At 37.0% G+C, this 17,554-nt stretch carries 15 protein-coding genes; 1 reads left to right on the plus strand and 14 read right to left on the minus strand.

All coding sequences use genetic code 11. The annotated features are described in order from the left end of the window. Nucleotides 1–45: 45 nt before the first annotated feature. From MOC86_RS24695 to MOC86_RS24750, 12 genes are all read right to left on the minus strand, one after another. A complete protein-coding gene (locus tag MOC86_RS24695) occupies nucleotides 46–1,077 on the minus strand; it encodes a glyceraldehyde-3-phosphate dehydrogenase (protein ID WP_268586562.1) in 1,032 nt (343 codons plus the stop codon). A gap of 133 nt (nucleotides 1,078–1,210) precedes the next feature. Beyond that, nucleotides 1,211–1,807: a dephospho-CoA kinase gene (gene coaE / locus MOC86_RS24700; RefSeq protein ID WP_268586563.1), complete on the minus strand. Its 597-nt coding sequence runs from the start codon at nucleotides 1,805–1,807 to the stop codon at nucleotides 1,211–1,213. A 21-nt stretch (nucleotides 1,808–1,828) separates the two neighbouring features. Further along, complete coding sequence (gene ytaF / locus MOC86_RS24705; protein WP_243517254.1) at nucleotides 1,829–2,464, minus strand: sporulation membrane protein YtaF; 636 nt, start codon at nucleotides 2,462–2,464, stop codon at nucleotides 1,829–1,831. A gap of 86 nt (nucleotides 2,465–2,550) precedes the next feature. After that, complete coding sequence (gene mutM, locus MOC86_RS24710; protein ID WP_268586564.1) at nucleotides 2,551–3,387, minus strand: DNA-formamidopyrimidine glycosylase; 837 nt, start codon at nucleotides 3,385–3,387, stop codon at nucleotides 2,551–2,553. 77 nt (nucleotides 3,388–3,464) lie between these two features. Beyond that, a complete protein-coding gene (polA, locus tag MOC86_RS24715) occupies nucleotides 3,465–6,095 on the minus strand; it encodes a DNA polymerase I (protein ID WP_268586565.1) in 2,631 nt (876 codons plus the stop codon). Nucleotides 6,096–6,339: 244 nt separating this feature from the next. After that, nucleotides 6,340–8,100: a two-component system histidine kinase PnpS gene (gene pnpS, locus MOC86_RS24720; RefSeq protein ID WP_268586566.1), complete on the minus strand. Its 1,761-nt coding sequence runs from the start codon at nucleotides 8,098–8,100 to the stop codon at nucleotides 6,340–6,342. After that, nucleotides 8,093–8,812: a response regulator transcription factor gene (locus MOC86_RS24725; RefSeq protein WP_019391221.1), complete on the minus strand. Its 720-nt coding sequence runs from the start codon at nucleotides 8,810–8,812 to the stop codon at nucleotides 8,093–8,095. The genes pnpS and MOC86_RS24725 overlap by 8 nt, the downstream gene beginning before the upstream one ends. A gap of 145 nt (nucleotides 8,813–8,957) precedes the next feature. After that, entirely contained in the window at nucleotides 8,958–9,428 is a 471-nt protein-coding gene (locus MOC86_RS24730; RefSeq protein ID WP_268586567.1) for a MaoC/PaaZ C-terminal domain-containing protein, read from the minus strand. 86 nt (nucleotides 9,429–9,514) lie between these two features. Beyond that, entirely contained in the window at nucleotides 9,515–10,453 is a 939-nt protein-coding gene (gene mdh, locus MOC86_RS24735) for a malate dehydrogenase (protein ID WP_268586568.1), read from the minus strand. 34 nt (nucleotides 10,454–10,487) lie between these two features. Beyond that, nucleotides 10,488–11,780, minus strand: coding sequence for an NADP-dependent isocitrate dehydrogenase (gene icd, locus MOC86_RS24740; RefSeq protein WP_268586573.1), 1,293 nt, complete (start codon nucleotides 11,778–11,780; stop codon nucleotides 10,488–10,490). A gap of 73 nt (nucleotides 11,781–11,853) precedes the next feature. Then, nucleotides 11,854–12,969 (minus strand): citrate synthase, encoded by a 1,116-nt coding sequence (gene citZ / locus MOC86_RS24745; protein ID WP_268586569.1) that lies wholly within the window; start codon nucleotides 12,967–12,969, stop codon nucleotides 11,854–11,856. A 333-nt stretch (nucleotides 12,970–13,302) separates the two neighbouring features. Continuing rightward, entirely contained in the window at nucleotides 13,303–13,764 is a 462-nt protein-coding gene (locus MOC86_RS24750; RefSeq protein WP_113749567.1) for a DUF441 domain-containing protein, read from the minus strand. 163 nt (nucleotides 13,765–13,927) lie between these two features. Here MOC86_RS24750 and ytvI point away from each other — a divergent pair, with 163 nt between their 5' ends. Then, nucleotides 13,928–15,049 (plus strand): sporulation integral membrane protein YtvI, encoded by a 1,122-nt coding sequence (gene ytvI, locus MOC86_RS24755; protein WP_268586570.1) that lies wholly within the window; start codon nucleotides 13,928–13,930, stop codon nucleotides 15,047–15,049. 59 nt (nucleotides 15,050–15,108) lie between these two features. On the opposite strand, the gene MOC86_RS24760 is transcribed toward ytvI, so the two are convergent. Together MOC86_RS24760 and pyk are read right to left on the minus strand one after the other, a co-directional pair. Beyond that, nucleotides 15,109–15,501 (minus strand): FxsA family protein, encoded by a 393-nt coding sequence (locus tag MOC86_RS24760; RefSeq protein WP_268586571.1) that lies wholly within the window; start codon nucleotides 15,499–15,501, stop codon nucleotides 15,109–15,111. A gap of 122 nt (nucleotides 15,502–15,623) precedes the next feature. Continuing rightward, a complete protein-coding gene (gene pyk, locus MOC86_RS24765) occupies nucleotides 15,624–17,384 on the minus strand; it encodes a pyruvate kinase (protein WP_268586572.1) in 1,761 nt (586 codons plus the stop codon). Nucleotides 17,385–17,554: the final 170 nt, after the last annotated feature.

Below are 17,554 nucleotides of genomic sequence, written 5' to 3' on the forward strand. Positions count from 1 at the left end.
CTTTGTCTACAAGCTGAAAAGCCCACCATTAAGGTGGGCTTTTTTCTAACTCATCCCAAGTTCAGCTTGTTGAAAAAGCTCTGTTCCCACTAACTTAACAAGGTCGACAACTCTTTTGGAGTATCCCCATTCGTTATCATACCATGCTAATACTTTAATTTTCCGATCAGCCACCACAAGAGTTGATAGTCCATCAACAATAGCTGAGAAAGGATTTGTATTATAGTCAATTGAAACAAGCGGCTCTTCTGAAAAATCTAATATGCCTCGTAAGTTCGTTGAAGCAGCTTGCTGGAATGCTTTATTAACTTCTTCAATCGTTACGTTCTTTTGCACATCCACAACAAGATCGACAAGTGAAACATTTGGCGTTGGCACACGAAGAGCCATTCCATGCATTTTACCTTTCATATGAGGAAGTACAAGTGAAAGAGCTTTTGCTGCTCCGGTTGATGTTGGAATTATTGATTGGCCGCATGCACGCGCACGTCGCAAATCTTTATGTGGGTTATCAATATTTTTTTGATCATTTGTATAAGCATGAACAGTTGTCATTAAGCCGTTTTCAATTCCAAAATTCTCATCGAGAACTTTTACGACAGGTGCCAAACAGTTTGTTGTACATGAAGCATTTGAAATAATATGATGTTTCTCCAAATCTAATTTTTCCTCGTTCACACCCATTACAACTGTTATATCTTCTTGTTTTCCTGGAGCTGTTAACACTACTTTTTTCGCCCCTGCATCAATATGAAGCTGTGCTTTATCTCTTGAATTGAACTTTCCAGTTGCTTCAATAACAATATCTACTCCTAAATCTCCCCATGGAAGCAAAAGAGGATCTCTCGAGTTTAAAAGCAGCACTTTCTTTCCGTCTACAAGAAGCTCTTTCTCTAAAGGAATGACTTCACCGTCGAATTTACCATGAATTGTGTCATACTTTATAAGATGGGCGAGTATTTCAGCTGGATAACTTGCATTAATTGCTACAACATCAACACCGCTTTCTTTTATTAGGCTTCTGAATACCATTCTACCAATTCTTCCGAATCCATTAATTGCTACTTTTGCCTTCATAGCCATTCCCCTCTCTAATTATGTTATACTTTTTATCTTTTATTGTCACTTAAGTATAACACATTAAAAAGAAAACGCTATAGTTAAAAAACACATTTCAAAAAAAATAGCTAAAAGAGATGACCTCTTTTAACTATTTTAAGTTCCAACTGTCAATAATATGTGTAACTTTCTTCCTTGTTTCTTCTTTTGAACCATTATTATTAATAACTTCATCCGATTTTGCAACTTTATCCTTAAGAGAATCCTGCGCTTTTATACGTGCTAGTGCTTCACGTTCACTAAAGCCATTTCGCTCTATTAAACGTTTAAGCTGTACCTCTTCATCGACATATACAAGCAGTACTTTATCAACAAGATGGGTTAGATTACTTTCAAATAAAAGCGGTATATCTAATATAACGTTTCTTTTATGCTGCAAATAATGATCTCTTTTAGAAAGCATTTCTTTTCTCACTGCTGGATGAACAATAGCGTTGAGTTGCTGTCTTTTTTGCTCATCATTAAACACAATCTCTCCGAGAGCACTGCGATTAAGTGTCCCATCTTTTTCAAGAATATCACGACCAAAACGTTTAACAATTTGGTTATAAGCTTCTTTTCCTGGTTCTACAACTTCACGTGCAATAATATCTGCATCAATAACAGGAATATTATGCTCTCTCAATATAGCGGAAACGGTACTTTTCCCGCTTGCAATTCCTCCTGTTAATCCAACTGTAATGGCCATGTTTCTTCGTCCTTTCACTTTTTACATTTTCCATATTCCAAGTACAATAAGTAACACACCTGGTAAAAATGAAAAAAACTTCATCCAACTAAGTTTTGAAAAAGCATTTCCACATTTCAAACCAGCATACAAAAGGAGCGCGCTCATAATTCCAACAACTATAGCAAGATAGATAGTTGAATATCCTAAAAGGGAAGCTCCTACTCCTGCCCCAAAAGCATCAAGCGAGAGGGCTAAACCAAGCATAACAGCCTCTATCCCTGTAACAGATCCTGACCGATCAAAGTCCGCTGAAGTTGGTTTTCTTAAAATGTGGACAACTACTCCTAATGATTTGATTTCCCAATCAAGGAGCACTTTTGGGCCTACTCTATTATGGGGCTCATCTGACTGCTGAAAAAATTGAAATAATACCCATCCACCAAGAAATATTAAAATTCCACCGCCTATTTTCTCCATTACGTCTGGTGAAAAAACAGCAGAAAGGCCTTTTCCAACAAACATTGAAAAAACAAGAGAAAACATAGAAAAACAAGCAATAATAATGATGGATTTAAAAGGCAGCCCCATGCGGCGTAATCCATATGTTACGCCAACGCTGAAGCTATCAAGACTTACAGCAAATGCTAATAAAAATAAAGAAAGTTGTGCTGTCATTACTAGGCTCCTTCCAGTTCTTTACGATTACTATATGGAAGAAGCCCATCCATTGTTATTAAAAGCTGATGAAGTTTATATACTTATTATATTCTAGGAAAAGGTTGGCATGATGGACAAATATGGGTTCCACGTCCGCCTACAGTAAATTTCTCAATTTCTGTTCCACAATTTTGGCAAGGCTCGCCTTTTTTCCCATATACAAAATGTTGATGTTGGAATGTTCCAATTTCTCCTTGTGTATTCACATAAGAACGAATTGTACTTCCACCCTTTTCTACTGCCTCAGCAAGCGTTGCGATAATTTCTTGGTGCAGACGAACAATATCTTCTTCACCAAGTGTGTGTGAAACACGTTCAGGGTGAATTCCCGCTCTAAACAGTGCTTCATCTACATAGATATTCCCAAGGCCTACAACAATTTTCTGATCTAGTAAGGCTACTTTTACTTTCCGATTCGTTTTCGCTAATCCTGCTTGTAGAGATGCAGTTGTAAACTCTTCTGCAAAAGGCTCTGGTCCTAACCCAACAAGCGGACCTGAATCAAACTCTGTTCCTTTTTTAAAAAGATGAAGTGTTCCAAACTTTCGAACGTCATTATAACGAAGCTCTGTTCCATCACTGAAAAGCATCATAACGTGATCATGTTTGTTAAGATCTTCCCCTTGCTCGACAAGACGATATTTTCCTTCCATTCTTAAATGAGATACAAGTGTATAATCATCGAGATAAAAAAGAAGAAATTTCCCTCTTCGTCCAATGTCATGAATCTTTTGATTTATTAAAGCATCTGTGAATTGAGCAACTTCAACAGGACGCTTAATAATATTCGGCCAAAGAACGTTCACTCTTGTAATTGTTTTTCCACTCACAAGATTTACAAGTGTCTTACGAACGGTTTCGACTTCTGGTAGTTCTGGCATTGATGTCCCTTCTTTCTTATATGTTGTTAAACATAATTAGTGAAGGGAAAAGTTTCCCTTCACTGATTGTACTTTTACTATTTAGCGTCAAACCACGTTTCTCCGTACGCATGATCAACTTTCAACGGCACGCTTAATTCAATAGCATGTTCCATCACTTCTGGTACAAGTTTTTGAAGTCTCTCAATCTCACTTGTCGGAGCCTCAAAAATTAGTTCATCATGGACTTGAAGAAGAAGTTTTGCTTCTAACTCTTCCTCTTTAAGACGCTTTTGCACTTCAAGCATAGCTTTTTTAATAATATCTGCTGCACTTCCTTGAATTGGTGTGTTCATAGCCGTACGTTCTGCAAAGCTTCTTAAGTTAAAGTTACGACTTGTAAGCTCTGGAAGATAGCGACGACGATGAAGAAGTGTTGTGACATATCCTGCTTCCTTGGCATCTTGGATAATATTATCCATATAAGCTTGAACGCCTGGGAAACTTTCTAGATAACGATCAATGAATTCCTGTGCTTCTTTTCTTGAGATATTCAAGCTTTGTGATAAGCCGTAATCACTAATTCCATATACAATACCAAAATTGACTGCTTTTGCTTGGCGGCGCATATTGTCTGTTACTTCGTCACGCTCAACTTTGAAAACATCCATAGCTGTTTGGGTATGAATATCAAGGTCGTGTTTAAATGCGTTAATAAGCTTCTCATCCTGTGCAATATGAGCAAGAACGCGCAGTTCAATTTGCGAATAGTCGGCAGCGAAAATCATCCACCCTTCATGTGAAGGTACGAAAGCTTGACGAATCTTCTTCCCTTCCTCAAGACGAATAGGGATATTTTGTAAGTTGGGATCTGTAGAACTTAACCGACCTGTTTGTGTTAGCGTTTGGTTAAAACGTGTATGCACTTTATTTGTTTCTTTATACACTACTTTCTTCAATCCTTCAATATATGTGGACTGAAGTTTTCCTAGCTGGCGGTATTGAAGAATTTCAGACACAATTTCATGCTTACTTGCCAACTTTTCTAGCACGTCTGCTGATGTAGAATATCCTGTTTTTGTTTTTTTAATTGGTGGAAGACCTAAGTTTTCAAAAAGGACAACTCCAAGCTGTTTTGGTGAATTAATATTAAATTCTTCTCCTGCTAATGCATAAATGTTTTTTTCATATTCACTCAGACGCTCTCCGATTTCTTTCCCCATTTCTTCAAGACGGTTCATATCCATATGAACTCCTTGTACTTCCATTTCTCCTAATACAAGGGCAAGGGGCATTTCAAGATCATTGAAAAGAGACAGCTGGTTATTCTCTTCTAGATCTTTTAAAAACGGTTCCTTTAATGTTTTAATCATAAAAGCTTTACGAACGGCATGTTCAGCAAGAGACTCTTCATTCGGCACTGCTCGCTTGGCACCTTTTCCGTATACTTCTTCATCTCCTTGAACTTGTCCACCATAACCTTTTAGTTTGGCAACTGCTGCTACATCCTCATGAGACTGTGCAGGATCTATTAAATAAGCAGCAATAAGCAAGTCAAAATCTACTCCACGGAGGTCTACATGATTCCACTTCAGCGCTACAGCTGCCCTTTTTATATCAAAAACAGCTTTTTTCTTACTTTCGTCTTCTAACCATTTCACAAAAACTTCTGATTGTAGAGCTGTATCACAGTCAATATAATAGCTTTCCTTCTCACCTACTAGGCCAAAACCTAGGATATCTCCGTGATGATAATTTTCATCAAAAAGCTCAACTGTTAATGCTACATTCCCTTCAAGATGCTCTTCTTTTACCTCTTTTAAAACTGTTGGATGAATTTCTTGAAGCTCTGCGCTTTCTGTCACCTCTACATCAAGCTTCTCGAGCATTGATTTAAATCCTAGTTCCTTATAAAGAGCAATAAGCTTTTCTTTATCATAGCCTTTATATTCTGTTTCAGCTAAAGAAATTTCAATTGGTGAATCACGCATAATTGTGGCAAGCTCTTTGCTCATTAAAGCTGTTTCTTTATTTTCTTCAAGACGCTCTTTCATTTTTTTTCCGCTAATCTGATCGATGGAGTTTAGCACTTCTTCAACTGATCCGAACTCTTTTAGAAGTTTAAGGGCCGTTTTTTCTCCAATCCCCTCTACTCCTGGAATGTTATCTGATTTATCTCCCATTAATCCCTTCATATCAATAATTTGATTTGAGGAAATACCGTATGTTTCATCAATTTTTCCAGGAGTAAATGCATCTACTTCTGTAATTCCTTTTTTGGTAATTGCTACTGTTGTTTTAGGAGAAACAAGCTGAAGTAAATCTTTGTCTCCTGTAATTACTTTGACTTCGAAATCTTCTTTCTCTGCTGTTAAAGAAAGCGTGCCAATAATATCATCAGCTTCATAATTTGTTAATTCATAGCGAGAAATACCGTATACATCAAGCAGCTCTCTAATAAATGAAAATTGTTCAGACAGCTCTGGCGGTGTCTTTTGACGTCCACCTTTATATTCTGTAAATGTTTTATGTCGAAACGTTGTTTTTCCAGCATCAAATGCAACAAGCATATGGGTTGGTTTTTCTTCTTCTAAAATACGTGTCAATATCGTAGTAAAGCCGTAAATTGCATTTGTATGAATACCTTTATCATTGCTTAACAGCGGCAATGCAAAAAATGCGCGATAAGCAATGCTATTTCCATCAACTAAGACAAGCTTTTTGGTCATTTTTCGTCCTCCATCTTTCTTTCACTTATTAGTATTGTATCAAAATCTCTCATAGAAAGAAAAATTCAGTCCTTTTTATAAACATAAAAAAAGAGGTGAAAACAGATTAGTCTGTTTTCACCTATCAACATTGGCTCCTTGGATGAAGGGGTTTCCACTTATTACTTTACCAATAGAATGTTAATCCTAGTTAAATCGTTTGTAAAATTGATGTAAACTTTCATCCCATATCCAAACAAGGTGGTTATTTTCCTTGTTTCTTTTTAAGATTCACTTTAAAAGTTGTGCCTTCTCCAACAGCACTTTCCACATCAATTTGTCCATGATGTGCTTCAATTAAGTGTTTTACAATAGCAAGTCCAAGGCCTGTTCCACCTGAATTTCGGCTTCTTGCTCTGTCTACCCGGTAAAATCGTTCAAAAATACGGGGGATTTCTTCTTCTGATACACCAATTCCAGTATCTCCCACCAATACTTTAACATCCTGGCGACCATCCATCATCTTTAACGTGACTTTTCCACCACTTGGCGTATACGTAATTGCATTATTAATAAGGTTAATAAAGATTTGCTTTAAACGTTCACTATCTGCTTCAATAAACATTTCTTCTTTTTCATGATAAAAAGCAAGCTCAATCCCTTTTGATTTTGCTTTTTCTTTTAAAATCATGATAATTTCTTCAATCACTTCTACTAGATTAACTTCTGCAATCGTAAGTTTATAACCTTGCTGCTCAATTTTAGATAAATCGAGCAAGTCTTGAATAAGGCTTTGCATCCGTTGACCTTCTTTGTGAATGATTTTTAGAAATTGATTTCTAATCTCCTCATCATTCCCGGCACCTTCGAGTAGGGTCTCACTAAACCCTGTAATAGACGTAATTGGCGTTTTTAGCTCATGCGATACATTCGCTACAAAGTCTTTTCTCATTTGTTCTAGTTTCTTCAACTCTGTAACATCATGAAAAACAAGGATAATACCTTTCCATTCATCATTCAGCCCGATAATAGGTGATCCATATACTTCAAAATGACGACGTTCAATATTGATCGGAATCACAATACTTTTTCGGACTCGAAGCTCTGTCATAAAAATCTCTTCGACAATCGCTGCAATTTCGCGGTGTGAAAAAGCCTCGTAATACAGCTGATAAAGATAATCTGTTGGATTAATCTTAAATGTATCTTTATATGAGCGATTAATAAGATTAATATAGCCTTTTTCATCAATCAAAATAAGACCGCTATCCATATTTTCAATAAGCGTCCTTAATCTATCTTGCTGCACTTCTTGTGAAGCAATAAGCTCCTGTAAATTCCGTGCTAAAATGTTAATTGCTTGACTTAGCATTCCTGTTTCATCAACATAGTCTTCATATGTACGAGCTTTATAGTTCCCACGTGCAAGCTCCATCGCAACTTTTGTTGCGGATTCAATTGGTTTTGTGTATTGATTCATAATTTTGACCCCTAAAAGTAAAATAACAACAAGGGCCATTCCTAAACTACCAATCAAAACTCCCCAAATTTGTGTATTAATTTCGTCTAACGAATCTATAGAAGCGCTTAATACAACGCTACCTACCTTTTGATCATTTTGAACGATTGGTGCACCGTAATAATAAACTTCAGAGTTACCACCTTCACGTACAACCCCATCTTGCTCATTAATACGTTTTTTCACAAAATCCTGTAAATCTTTATCTGTTACAGGAAGATTTGCTCCATTTGAATCTAATAAAATCTTCCCCTTATCAGAGAAAACGGTAGCTCTCGCTCTTAAAATTTTGCTTATTGAATCAAGTTCATCATGAAGCTCTTTTGAACCCAGCCCTTTTTCAGAGACGATAATTTCAACAAGGCTTACTTCTTTTTCTAATCGATTGTGAAAGTTTTGGACATAAAAGCTTTTGAAAAGCTGGCCAAGCAAAAGACCTAGTCCAATAAGCACGATAATAATTAGAGTAAGCAAAGCAAATAGGAGACGAGAGCGAAATCTATTCATCCGATTTAGGCTCCTCTAGCTTGTATCCTAATCCTCGAATTGTTTTAATATAAACAGGTTTTCTTGAGTTACGCTCAATTTTTTCTCGTAGATGACTAATATGAACATCCACAATTCTTGTATCTCCCGCAAAATCGTAATTCCATACAGCGCTTAATAACTGATCACGAGTTAATACTCGTCCTTTATGTTTCGCTAAATATAATAGAAGTTCAAATTCTTTTGGAGTAAGTTCAATGCGGTTTCCTTCAAAATAAGCCTCATAGTGCTCTGGTAAAATTCGAAGTGATCCAATAAAAACTTCATCACCAAGTCCAGATGTTTCCTCACTTTGCTGTGGGGCAAACTGTGTTCTTCTTAATATGGCCTTCACACGAGCTACAACTTCTCGTGGGCTAAACGGTTTTGTCATATAGTCGTCTGCACCAAGTTCAAGACCTAGTACTTTATCAAACTCATCATCTTTAGCTGTTAGCATTAAGATGGGAACCATCACTTTTTGTTGACGAAGCTTTTTACATACTTCAATCCCATCCATCTTTGGAAGCATTAAATCTAGTACAATTAAATCAAGCTCCTGGCTGTTTGCTAACTCTAGCCCTTCTTCCCCATCCATAGCTGTTAAAACTTCAAAGCCTGCTTGCTGTAAGTTATACTGTAATAACGTTACGATAGATTGTTCATCATCCACTACTAATAGCTTTTTACCCATATGCGCCTCCGCTCACGTTAAACTTTTAACAAGTTTTTTTCCATTCATTATAATCATACAATGAATTTTTAAACTTCTCAAAGGGAAAAAGACCATTTTCCAATTTATTTATAGCTGCTATTGGAAATGGTCTAAGGGATCGCTTCTAGAAGTTCTGAAATACGTATTCGTCTAACTCTTTTGGCCGATATGGAGTACGTACTAGAATTTCTCCTTTTATAACACTGCGATTATCTTTATTTGCTACTACGTCTATTTTAATGGTTTCAGAACCTCGATTTAATTCTAGGATTTTAAGCGAAATTTCGATCGTTTCATAATGGTAAACAGGATGTATAAATTGAAGAGATTGACTTAAAATTTGGCTCCCTGGTCCTGGAAAGTGTTTGGATATTGTAGAAGTAATCATACCTGAGAGCATAATAGAGGGAACAATTGGTTTTTTCACAGGAGTTTGCGCTGCATAATCATGTTGAATATATAATGGGTTAGCATCGTCTGTTAATCCTAAATATAAAAGTAGCTCTCTATCCTCCATCTTTTCCTCTTTTAAAAATGTTTCACCAACAGAAAGCTCTTCTATAAACCTGCCAAGTTTTACTCTTTTTCCTAACACATAAACGCCTCCTTAAATTGAAATCGCTTACATTAATATTTAAAAAGAAAGGCTCGGAGATATGCCTCCGAACCTTTCTTTTTTTATTATACAAGTACGCTCATTACTTTTTTAACAGATTCTGCAGATTGATCAAGTTGAGCACGTTCAGTATCTGTTAATTCTAGCTCAATAACTTGTTCAATTCCATTTCCACCTAGAACGGTCGGAACGCCAAGGTAAATTCCTTGGTATCCATATTCACCTTCAAGGTATGCAATGGAAGGTAAGATACGGCGCTGATCTTTCACAATTGCTTCCGTCATTTCTACTAATGAAGCTGCTGGTGCGTAATAAGCACTTCCGTTTCCTAATAAACCAACAATTTCACCGCCGCCTTTTCTTGTACGCTCTACAATAGCGTCTAGGCGCTCTTTCGGAATAAGTGTTTCAAGTGGAATTCCGCCTGCGTAAGAGTAGCGCACAAGCGGTACCATATCGTCTCCATGTCCACCAAGAACGAAACCTGTTACATCTTTAACAGATACGTTTAACTCTTGCGCAACAAACGTACGGAAACGTCCAGTGTCAAGCACCCCTGATTGACCAATAACGCGGTTTTTCGGGAAACCAGATTCTTTATACACTGTGTATGTCATCGCATCAACAGGATTTGTTAATACAATGATATGACAATCTGGCGAATACTTTACAATTTCTTGCGTTACACTTTTCATTACTTTTTGGTTTGTTGTAACAAGATCATCGCGGCTCATTCCTGGCTTACGAGCGATACCTGCTGTAATGATGACAACATCAGAATTTGCCGTATCTTCGTAGTTAGACGTGCCAACAATGTTTGAATCAAACCCTTCAATTGGACTAGCCTCAAGCATGTCCAATGCTTTCCCTTTTGTTGGTCCCTCTGCATTTGGAATATCGACAAGAACAACATCACCAAGCTCTTTTTGTCCTAAAAGAAATGCTGTTGTTGCTCCAGTAAAGCCTGCACCAATAACGGAGATTTTCTTACGTCTCATTGTCATCACAATTCCTCCTCTTTTTTCTTACTTTCTAACGTTATACTGTTACTTCTTCTTCCATATTTTGAATTAGCTTATCGCCAAACTCAGAGCATTTCACTTCTGTTGCTCCGTCCATTAAACGAGCAAAGTCATATGTTACGACTTTAGAAGCAATTGTTTTATCCATTGCGCTCATTACAAGATCTGCTGCTTCTTTCCATCCTAAGTGTTCAAGCATTAGTACACCTGAAAGAATAACAGAAGACGGATTTACTTTATCAAGACCAGCGTATTTCGGAGCTGTACCGTGTGTTGCTTCGAAAATAGCATGTCCAGTTTCATAGTTGATGTTTGCTCCTGGAGCAATTCCAATTCCACCAACTTGTGCTGCAAGAGCATCTGAAATATAGTCGCCATTTAAGTTCATTGTTGCAACAACATCGAACTCACTTGGACGTGTTAGGATTTGTTGTAAGAAGATATCAGCAATAGAATCTTTCACAATGATTTTTCCAGCTTCAACAGCCTCATCTTGTGCTTTATTTGCTGCTTCTTTACCTTCTGTTTCAACAAGGCGATCATACTGAGCCCATGTGAATACTTTATCACCAAACTCTTGTTCAGCTAACTCATAGCCCCAATTTTTAAATGCGCCTTCTGTAAATTTCATAATGTTCCCTTTATGTACAAGGGTTACAGATTTACGTCCTTCACTAATTGCGTAGTTGATTGCACCACGTACAAGACGTTTTGTCCCCTCTTCTGATACAGGCTTAATTCCAATACCAGATGTTTCTGGGAAGCGAATTTTATTTACTCCCATTTCATTTTGAAGGAAGTCAATAAGCTTTTTCACTTCTTCTGAACCTTTTTCATATTCAATACCAGCATAAATATCTTCTGTATTTTCACGGAAGATAACCATGTCTGTGTCTTCAGGACGTTTAACAGGAGATGGAACACCTGTAAAGTAGCGAACAGGACGTAAGCAAACAAATAAGTCTAACTCTTGACGAAGAGCAACGTTTAAAGAACGAATTCCTCCGCCAACAGGAGTTGTTAAAGGCCCTTTAATTGCAATCATATATTCACGTACAGCATCTAATGTTTCAGCAGGAAGCCATTCGCCTGTTGCATTGTAAGCTTTTTCTCCAGCTAAAACTTCCTTCCAAACGATGCCACGCTCTCCATTATACGCTTTTTGAACAGCTGCTTCTAGTACTCTTGATGCTGCCGCCCAAATATCAGGACCGATTCCGTCTCCTTCGATATATGGAATGATTGGTTTATTAGGTACTTGTAATACTCCGTTGTTAACTTGAATTTTTTCTCCTTGTGTCATGGAAATAACCTCCCTAGTATTGTGTAAAAAAATGGTGCTGTGCTCAAGAAATCAAGTCCTGAGCACAAGATCGATTTAGTTAACGATCTTCAATAGAAACATATGCCTGTTTATCAGGTCCTATATATTCAGCGCGCGGACGAATTAAACGATTGTTTGAATACTGCTCTAGAATATGAGCAATCCATCCTGAAACGCGACTGACTGCGAAAATTGGTGTAAATAAATCATGATCTATCTTTAAAGAATGGTAGACAGATGCAGAATAAAAATCTACGTTCGGCGGTAAGTCTTTTTGACTTGTAACAAGATCTTCAATTTTCAATGACATCTCATACCATTTCTTTTCTCCCGTTACATCTGCAAGCTTTCTAGACATTTTTCTTAAATGTTTAGCGCGCGGATCTCCCTCTCGATAAACACGGTGACCAAATCCCATAATCTTCTCTTTCCCATCCAGTTTAGCTTGAATGTAAGAATCGACTCTGTCCACATCACCAATATCAGAGAGCATCTTCATTACAGCTTCGTTTGCTCCTCCATGAAGAGGTCCTTTTAAAGCGCCAATTGCAGCTGTTAAACCAGAATACATATCAGATAGTGTTGCAACACATACACGGCCTGTAAATGTCGAAGCATTCAATTCATGGTCAGCATGAAGAACAAGTGCTTTATTAAAAGCTTCAACAGCAATATCACTTGGCTCTTCTCCATTTAACATATAAAGAAAGTTCTTCGCTAGTCCGTACTCTTTTTTCGGAGCAATTGGATCAAGCCCTTTTCTTATACGTGCAAACGTCGTAACGATTGTTGGAAGCTGTGCCTGTAAGCGAATAGCTTTGCGATAGTTCGCTTCTTCTTCAACACTGTCCGCTTCCTCATCATACAAACCTAACAATGATACAGCTGTTCTTAGTGCTGCCATCGGATGTACTTTCTCAACTGGATATGTTGAGAAGTGATCTACAACTTCTTTTGGAAGCTCTGCATTTTCAGATAGCAGTCTAGTAAACTCTGATAATTCACCTTCATTAGGAAGCTTACCATGCCAAAGTAGATAAACTACCTCTTCAAATGTAGCATAGTTTGTTAAATCATCAATATTGTATCCTCGATACGTTAGCATATCGTCAATAATTGAACTTACAGCTGATGTTGTAGCTACGACTCCTTCTAAACCTCGAGTTGCTGTCATATTCTCCTCTCCTTCTATAAAAAATTTCCCCTTTTTCTCCTGCGGTATGAATTTTTCCTTTTTATTCGCAGCACAGTGACTTTTTGAACAGAAAAAGGTTAATTCTCCGCTTGAGATCGTACATTTAAGCTTACCTTGAGCAAGCATTCACAAAGAAAATGCTTTCATTTTCTCGTGCACTAAAAATAGCTAGCCCTGTTTTAAGCTAGTCATTTTTGTGCCCGCTAAAAAGGTAGGTTAAATGATGTTCACCTATCATTATAAACAATTATCAGACTTTTGTGAATGATAAGTATCAATAAATTTTAAATTTTTATTATAACAAGAAAATATTCACTGAAACATTTCAACGATTTTCATACAAATATAGGCAATTCCAGCTCCAATAAGTGGCCCAACGGCAACTCCTTGAAAAAGGGCAACAGCCAAAATTGTTCCAATTACAAGAGCAGCTGTGATTTGAGGATCATTTTGAAGGAGCGTTAACCCATGTTTTGCAATAAGCGCAACGGCGATTCCTGCTCCTAGAGCAATCCAAGCATAGGAAGACTTCACAGCGTCTCCAAGCTGTTTGAACCCAATTTCTCCTGTAGCAATTGGGATAAGGACTGCGATTGTTATAATTGTCACTCCTAAATTAATTCCTTTAGTTTGTAGGTAAGGAAACAGCTTGCTATCAAGGCCAATCAGTTTTATAACAAGTAAAAAAGCAACAGCAAAAATAAGCGATTGGTTCTTAGCGATGACTGCAATTCCAAGGAAAACAAGTAAAAATAATGTTGCTTGTGAGAACACGTCCTCATCACCTTTCTTGATTTTTCAAAGTAAATATTTTCTATTTCAGAAAAGTATTTTTTTGCACATTCCAATGTAAAAAATTTAAAAATCCAGCTGTAAACTTCTAAAATTCATCATGCATATGTAATATATAATAACTGGACATGCTAGGAGGAAAAAAATGAATTCACACTATGTTTCCATATTTGGTCGAATTCTACTCGTTGTCTCCCTCACCATTCTTTCCTTTTGGTTCCTATATCATTTATCACACTTGATTTACCCTTTTATCGTTGCTTTTATCCTTTCTCTAATGATTAATCCCTTTGTAAACCTATTGGAGAATCGGCTGAGATTTCCACGTTCTTTAGCAATATTAACGACTCTTCTTCTTCTTTTTTGTTCAGTAGCAGGTATATTAGTGCTTCTTTTTACTGAAATTGTAGCAGGAGCTGAGTATTTAGCAAAATCAGTGCCTCAAAACTTTACTCATCTTGTTTTATACATCGAACAGTTTCTAGGAGAGCAAATTATCCCACTTTATAATAAATTATCTTCTTTTTTCAACAGCCTAGAAAACGAGCAGCAAATTGCAATGATGACGAACATCCAAAATGTTGGAGAAACTCTGTCTGAAACAGTCGGAACTTTCATCCAACGTTTCTTACAAAGTATTCCGATTGTTTTTACATGGCTGCCAAATGCAGCTACGTTTTTCATCTTTTCCCTCCTTGCTACTTTTTTTATTAGTAAAGATTTAAACAAGCTCAAAGGAAAAATAAATAAAGTTTTCCCACCTAAAGTGAAAAAAAGTCTACGTACAATCATCATTGAACTAAAGTTTGCGCTAACAGGATTCCTAAAAGCACAGCTTACGCTTATTTCGATTACAACTATTATCGTTCTTATAGGATTATTGATTTTACGAATTGATTATGCCATTACTATCGCTCTTATCGTTGGCTTTGTTGATTTACTTCCTTACTTAGGAACAGGAGTCATTCTTGTACCATGGGCCCTTTATAGCTTTCTAAGTGGAAATAACGCACTCGGAATAGGCTTGCTTGTACTTTATGTAGTCGTTGCTGTCCAAAGGCAAATCATGGAGCCAAAAGTTCTTTCATCAAGTATTGGAATTGATCCACTTGCAACCTTAATAGCTGTTTTTATCGGTTTTCAACTTTTTAGCTTTTTTGGTCTGATTATTGGTCCCACTTCTCTTGTTTTCTTTAACACAATACACAAAGTTGGAGTTTTTCATCATCTCTTAGCATTTATTTTAGATAACAAAAAGAAAATTTGACGTCTAAAACAACAGAGAGCTTCTACAAGTAGAAGCTCTTTTGTTTGTAAAATATTTATTTAAAAACGACGCATCATGACAAATCCTTTATTTCGGAAAATAGTGCCGAGATAGCGTGAAATTATTGGCTTAAGAAGGGTTCTTGTAAAAGGCAGCAGGAATATAAGGCCTGTTATATCTGTAATAAATCCAGGAATGATAAGCAATATTCCAGCAAGGAGTACACATAAACCATCCATAATTTCTTCTCCAGGAACATAACCATGTTCCATTTGATAACGAGCTTTTTGTAATACAAGAAGACCTTGTTTTTTTGAAAAATAGGCTCCTGCTATGCTTGTAGCTACTATCAATAAAAGGGTAGGAAAAAAGCCAATCGCACTTCCTATATAAATCATGGCTGCAATTTCAAGCAATACTAAAACTAAAAAGAACGGAAAAATTTTTTTCATAACCTTTCCTCCACTCACAATAGATTTGAGGACTATCTCTATTATAAGAGTTATGGCTAAAAAGATAAAGAAAACGGCTATAAAGAAAAAGTCGATGCATAAACATCGACTCTACTTTCCTTTTATAGCACGCTTGCATATCCTTTATAAATAACGCCGCCATTCCCATCAACGGTTACATCTTGACCATCTTTAAAGAGCTCTGTTGCATTTTCAATTCCTACAATGACAGGAATACCTAGACTCAAACCAACAACAGCTCCGTGACTTGTTAAGCCACCTTCTTCTGTAATAATAGCTGATGCTTTTTCTAATGAATCCATCATATCTCGATCTGTCCCAATTGTAACAACAATACTTCCTTCAGTTATTTTTTCTTGTAGTTCTTTTGCGTTTTTAGCAACAACTACTTTTCCGAATGCTGATTTACGTCCAATACCTTGTCCTTTTGCAAGCAGTTCTCCAACAACCTGCACTTTCATAAGGTTTGTTGTTCCAGATTTCCCAACAGGAACACCTGCTGTAATTACAACAACATCTCCGTTTTCAATATTGTTTGATTTACGAGCAGCACGAACTGACATATCAAGCAATTCATCAATTGTGGCCACATTCTCGCCAAGTACAGGATGAACTCCCCAAACGAGTGCAAGCTTTCTTAAAACTTTTTCATCTGTTGTAACCCCAATAATCTGCGCTTGAGGACGATACTTTGAAATCATCTTCGCTGTATAACCACTTTCAGTTGGAGCTAATATTGCATTAACATTTAAGTTCAAAGACGTATGCACAACAGATTGACCAATAGCATCTGTTACAGTAGCTCCAACTTGTTGACTTCGTTTTTTTAGAAGCTCTTGATAATTTAGAGCTTTTTCTACTCTTGTTGCAATAGCATTCATCGTTTGCACAGATTCAACAGGATAATGACCTGCTGCTGTTTCACCAGAAAGCATAATTGCGTCTGTTCCATCAAAAATAGCGTTTGCTACATCACTTGCCTCCGCTCGCGTTGGGCGAGGATTTCTTTGCATTGAATCAAGCATTTGTGTTGCCGTAATAACGGGTTTTCCTAATTCGTTGCATTTTTTTATTAGCCTTTTTTGGACAAGAGGCACAGTCTCGGCAGGAATTTCAACACCTAAATCTCCACGCGCGACCATGAGGCCGTCTGATACAGCTAATATCTCATCAATATTATCTACCCCTTCTTGATTTTCAATCTTCGGGATAATTTGAATATGCTCCCCACCGTTCTCTTCTAAAAGCTGGCGGATTTCCAGTACATCTGAAGCTCTACGAACAAAAGAAGCTGCAATAAAATCAACCTCTTGATCGATACCAAACTTAATATCTTTTGCATCTTTCTCAGTCATACCAGGGAGATTTACGCTCACTCCTGGTACATTGACACCTTTTTTATTTTTTAAAATCCCCGGATTGCGGACCTTTGTGCGGATTTCTTCATGTTTTTTGTTGATATCAATTACTTCAAGTTCAATTAATCCATCATCTAATAAAATGGTTGACCCTTTCTCAACGTCATTAATTAACCCTTTGTATGTAATTGAGAACTTTTGTGGAGTTCCGACAACTTCATTCATTGATACAATAACTTCATCATCTTTTGAAAGCGAAATCTCACCGTTTTCTACCGTATGTGTTCGAATCTCAGGCCCCTTTGTATCCAAAAGAATCGCTACAGTTTTACCACTTTCACGACTAACTTCACGAATGGTTTTTATACGAGCTCCATGCTCTTCAAAATCTCCATGCGAGAAATTTAAACGTGCAACGTTCATACCCGCTTGTACTAACTTTTCAAGCATTTCTTTACTTTCACTAGCTGGACCAATTGTACAAACAATTTTTGTTTTTCTCATGATTTAGATCCTCCCACTATTTGCTTGTTACTCCACTTCTCTATTATGCTACAATTAAGGCATTTTCGAAACCCTCTGTTCTTTGTCTTTACGGAGAATTAATAGTCATTCTTCATTTATAGAAAAAAGATGCCTTTAAAAAAGGCATCTCAGACCGTAGACAAACCCCA

Source organism: Priestia endophytica, from assembly GCF_026790145.1.
GTDB classification, from domain to species: domain Bacteria; phylum Bacillota; class Bacilli; order Bacillales; family Bacillaceae_H; genus Bacillus_I; species Bacillus_I endophytica_A.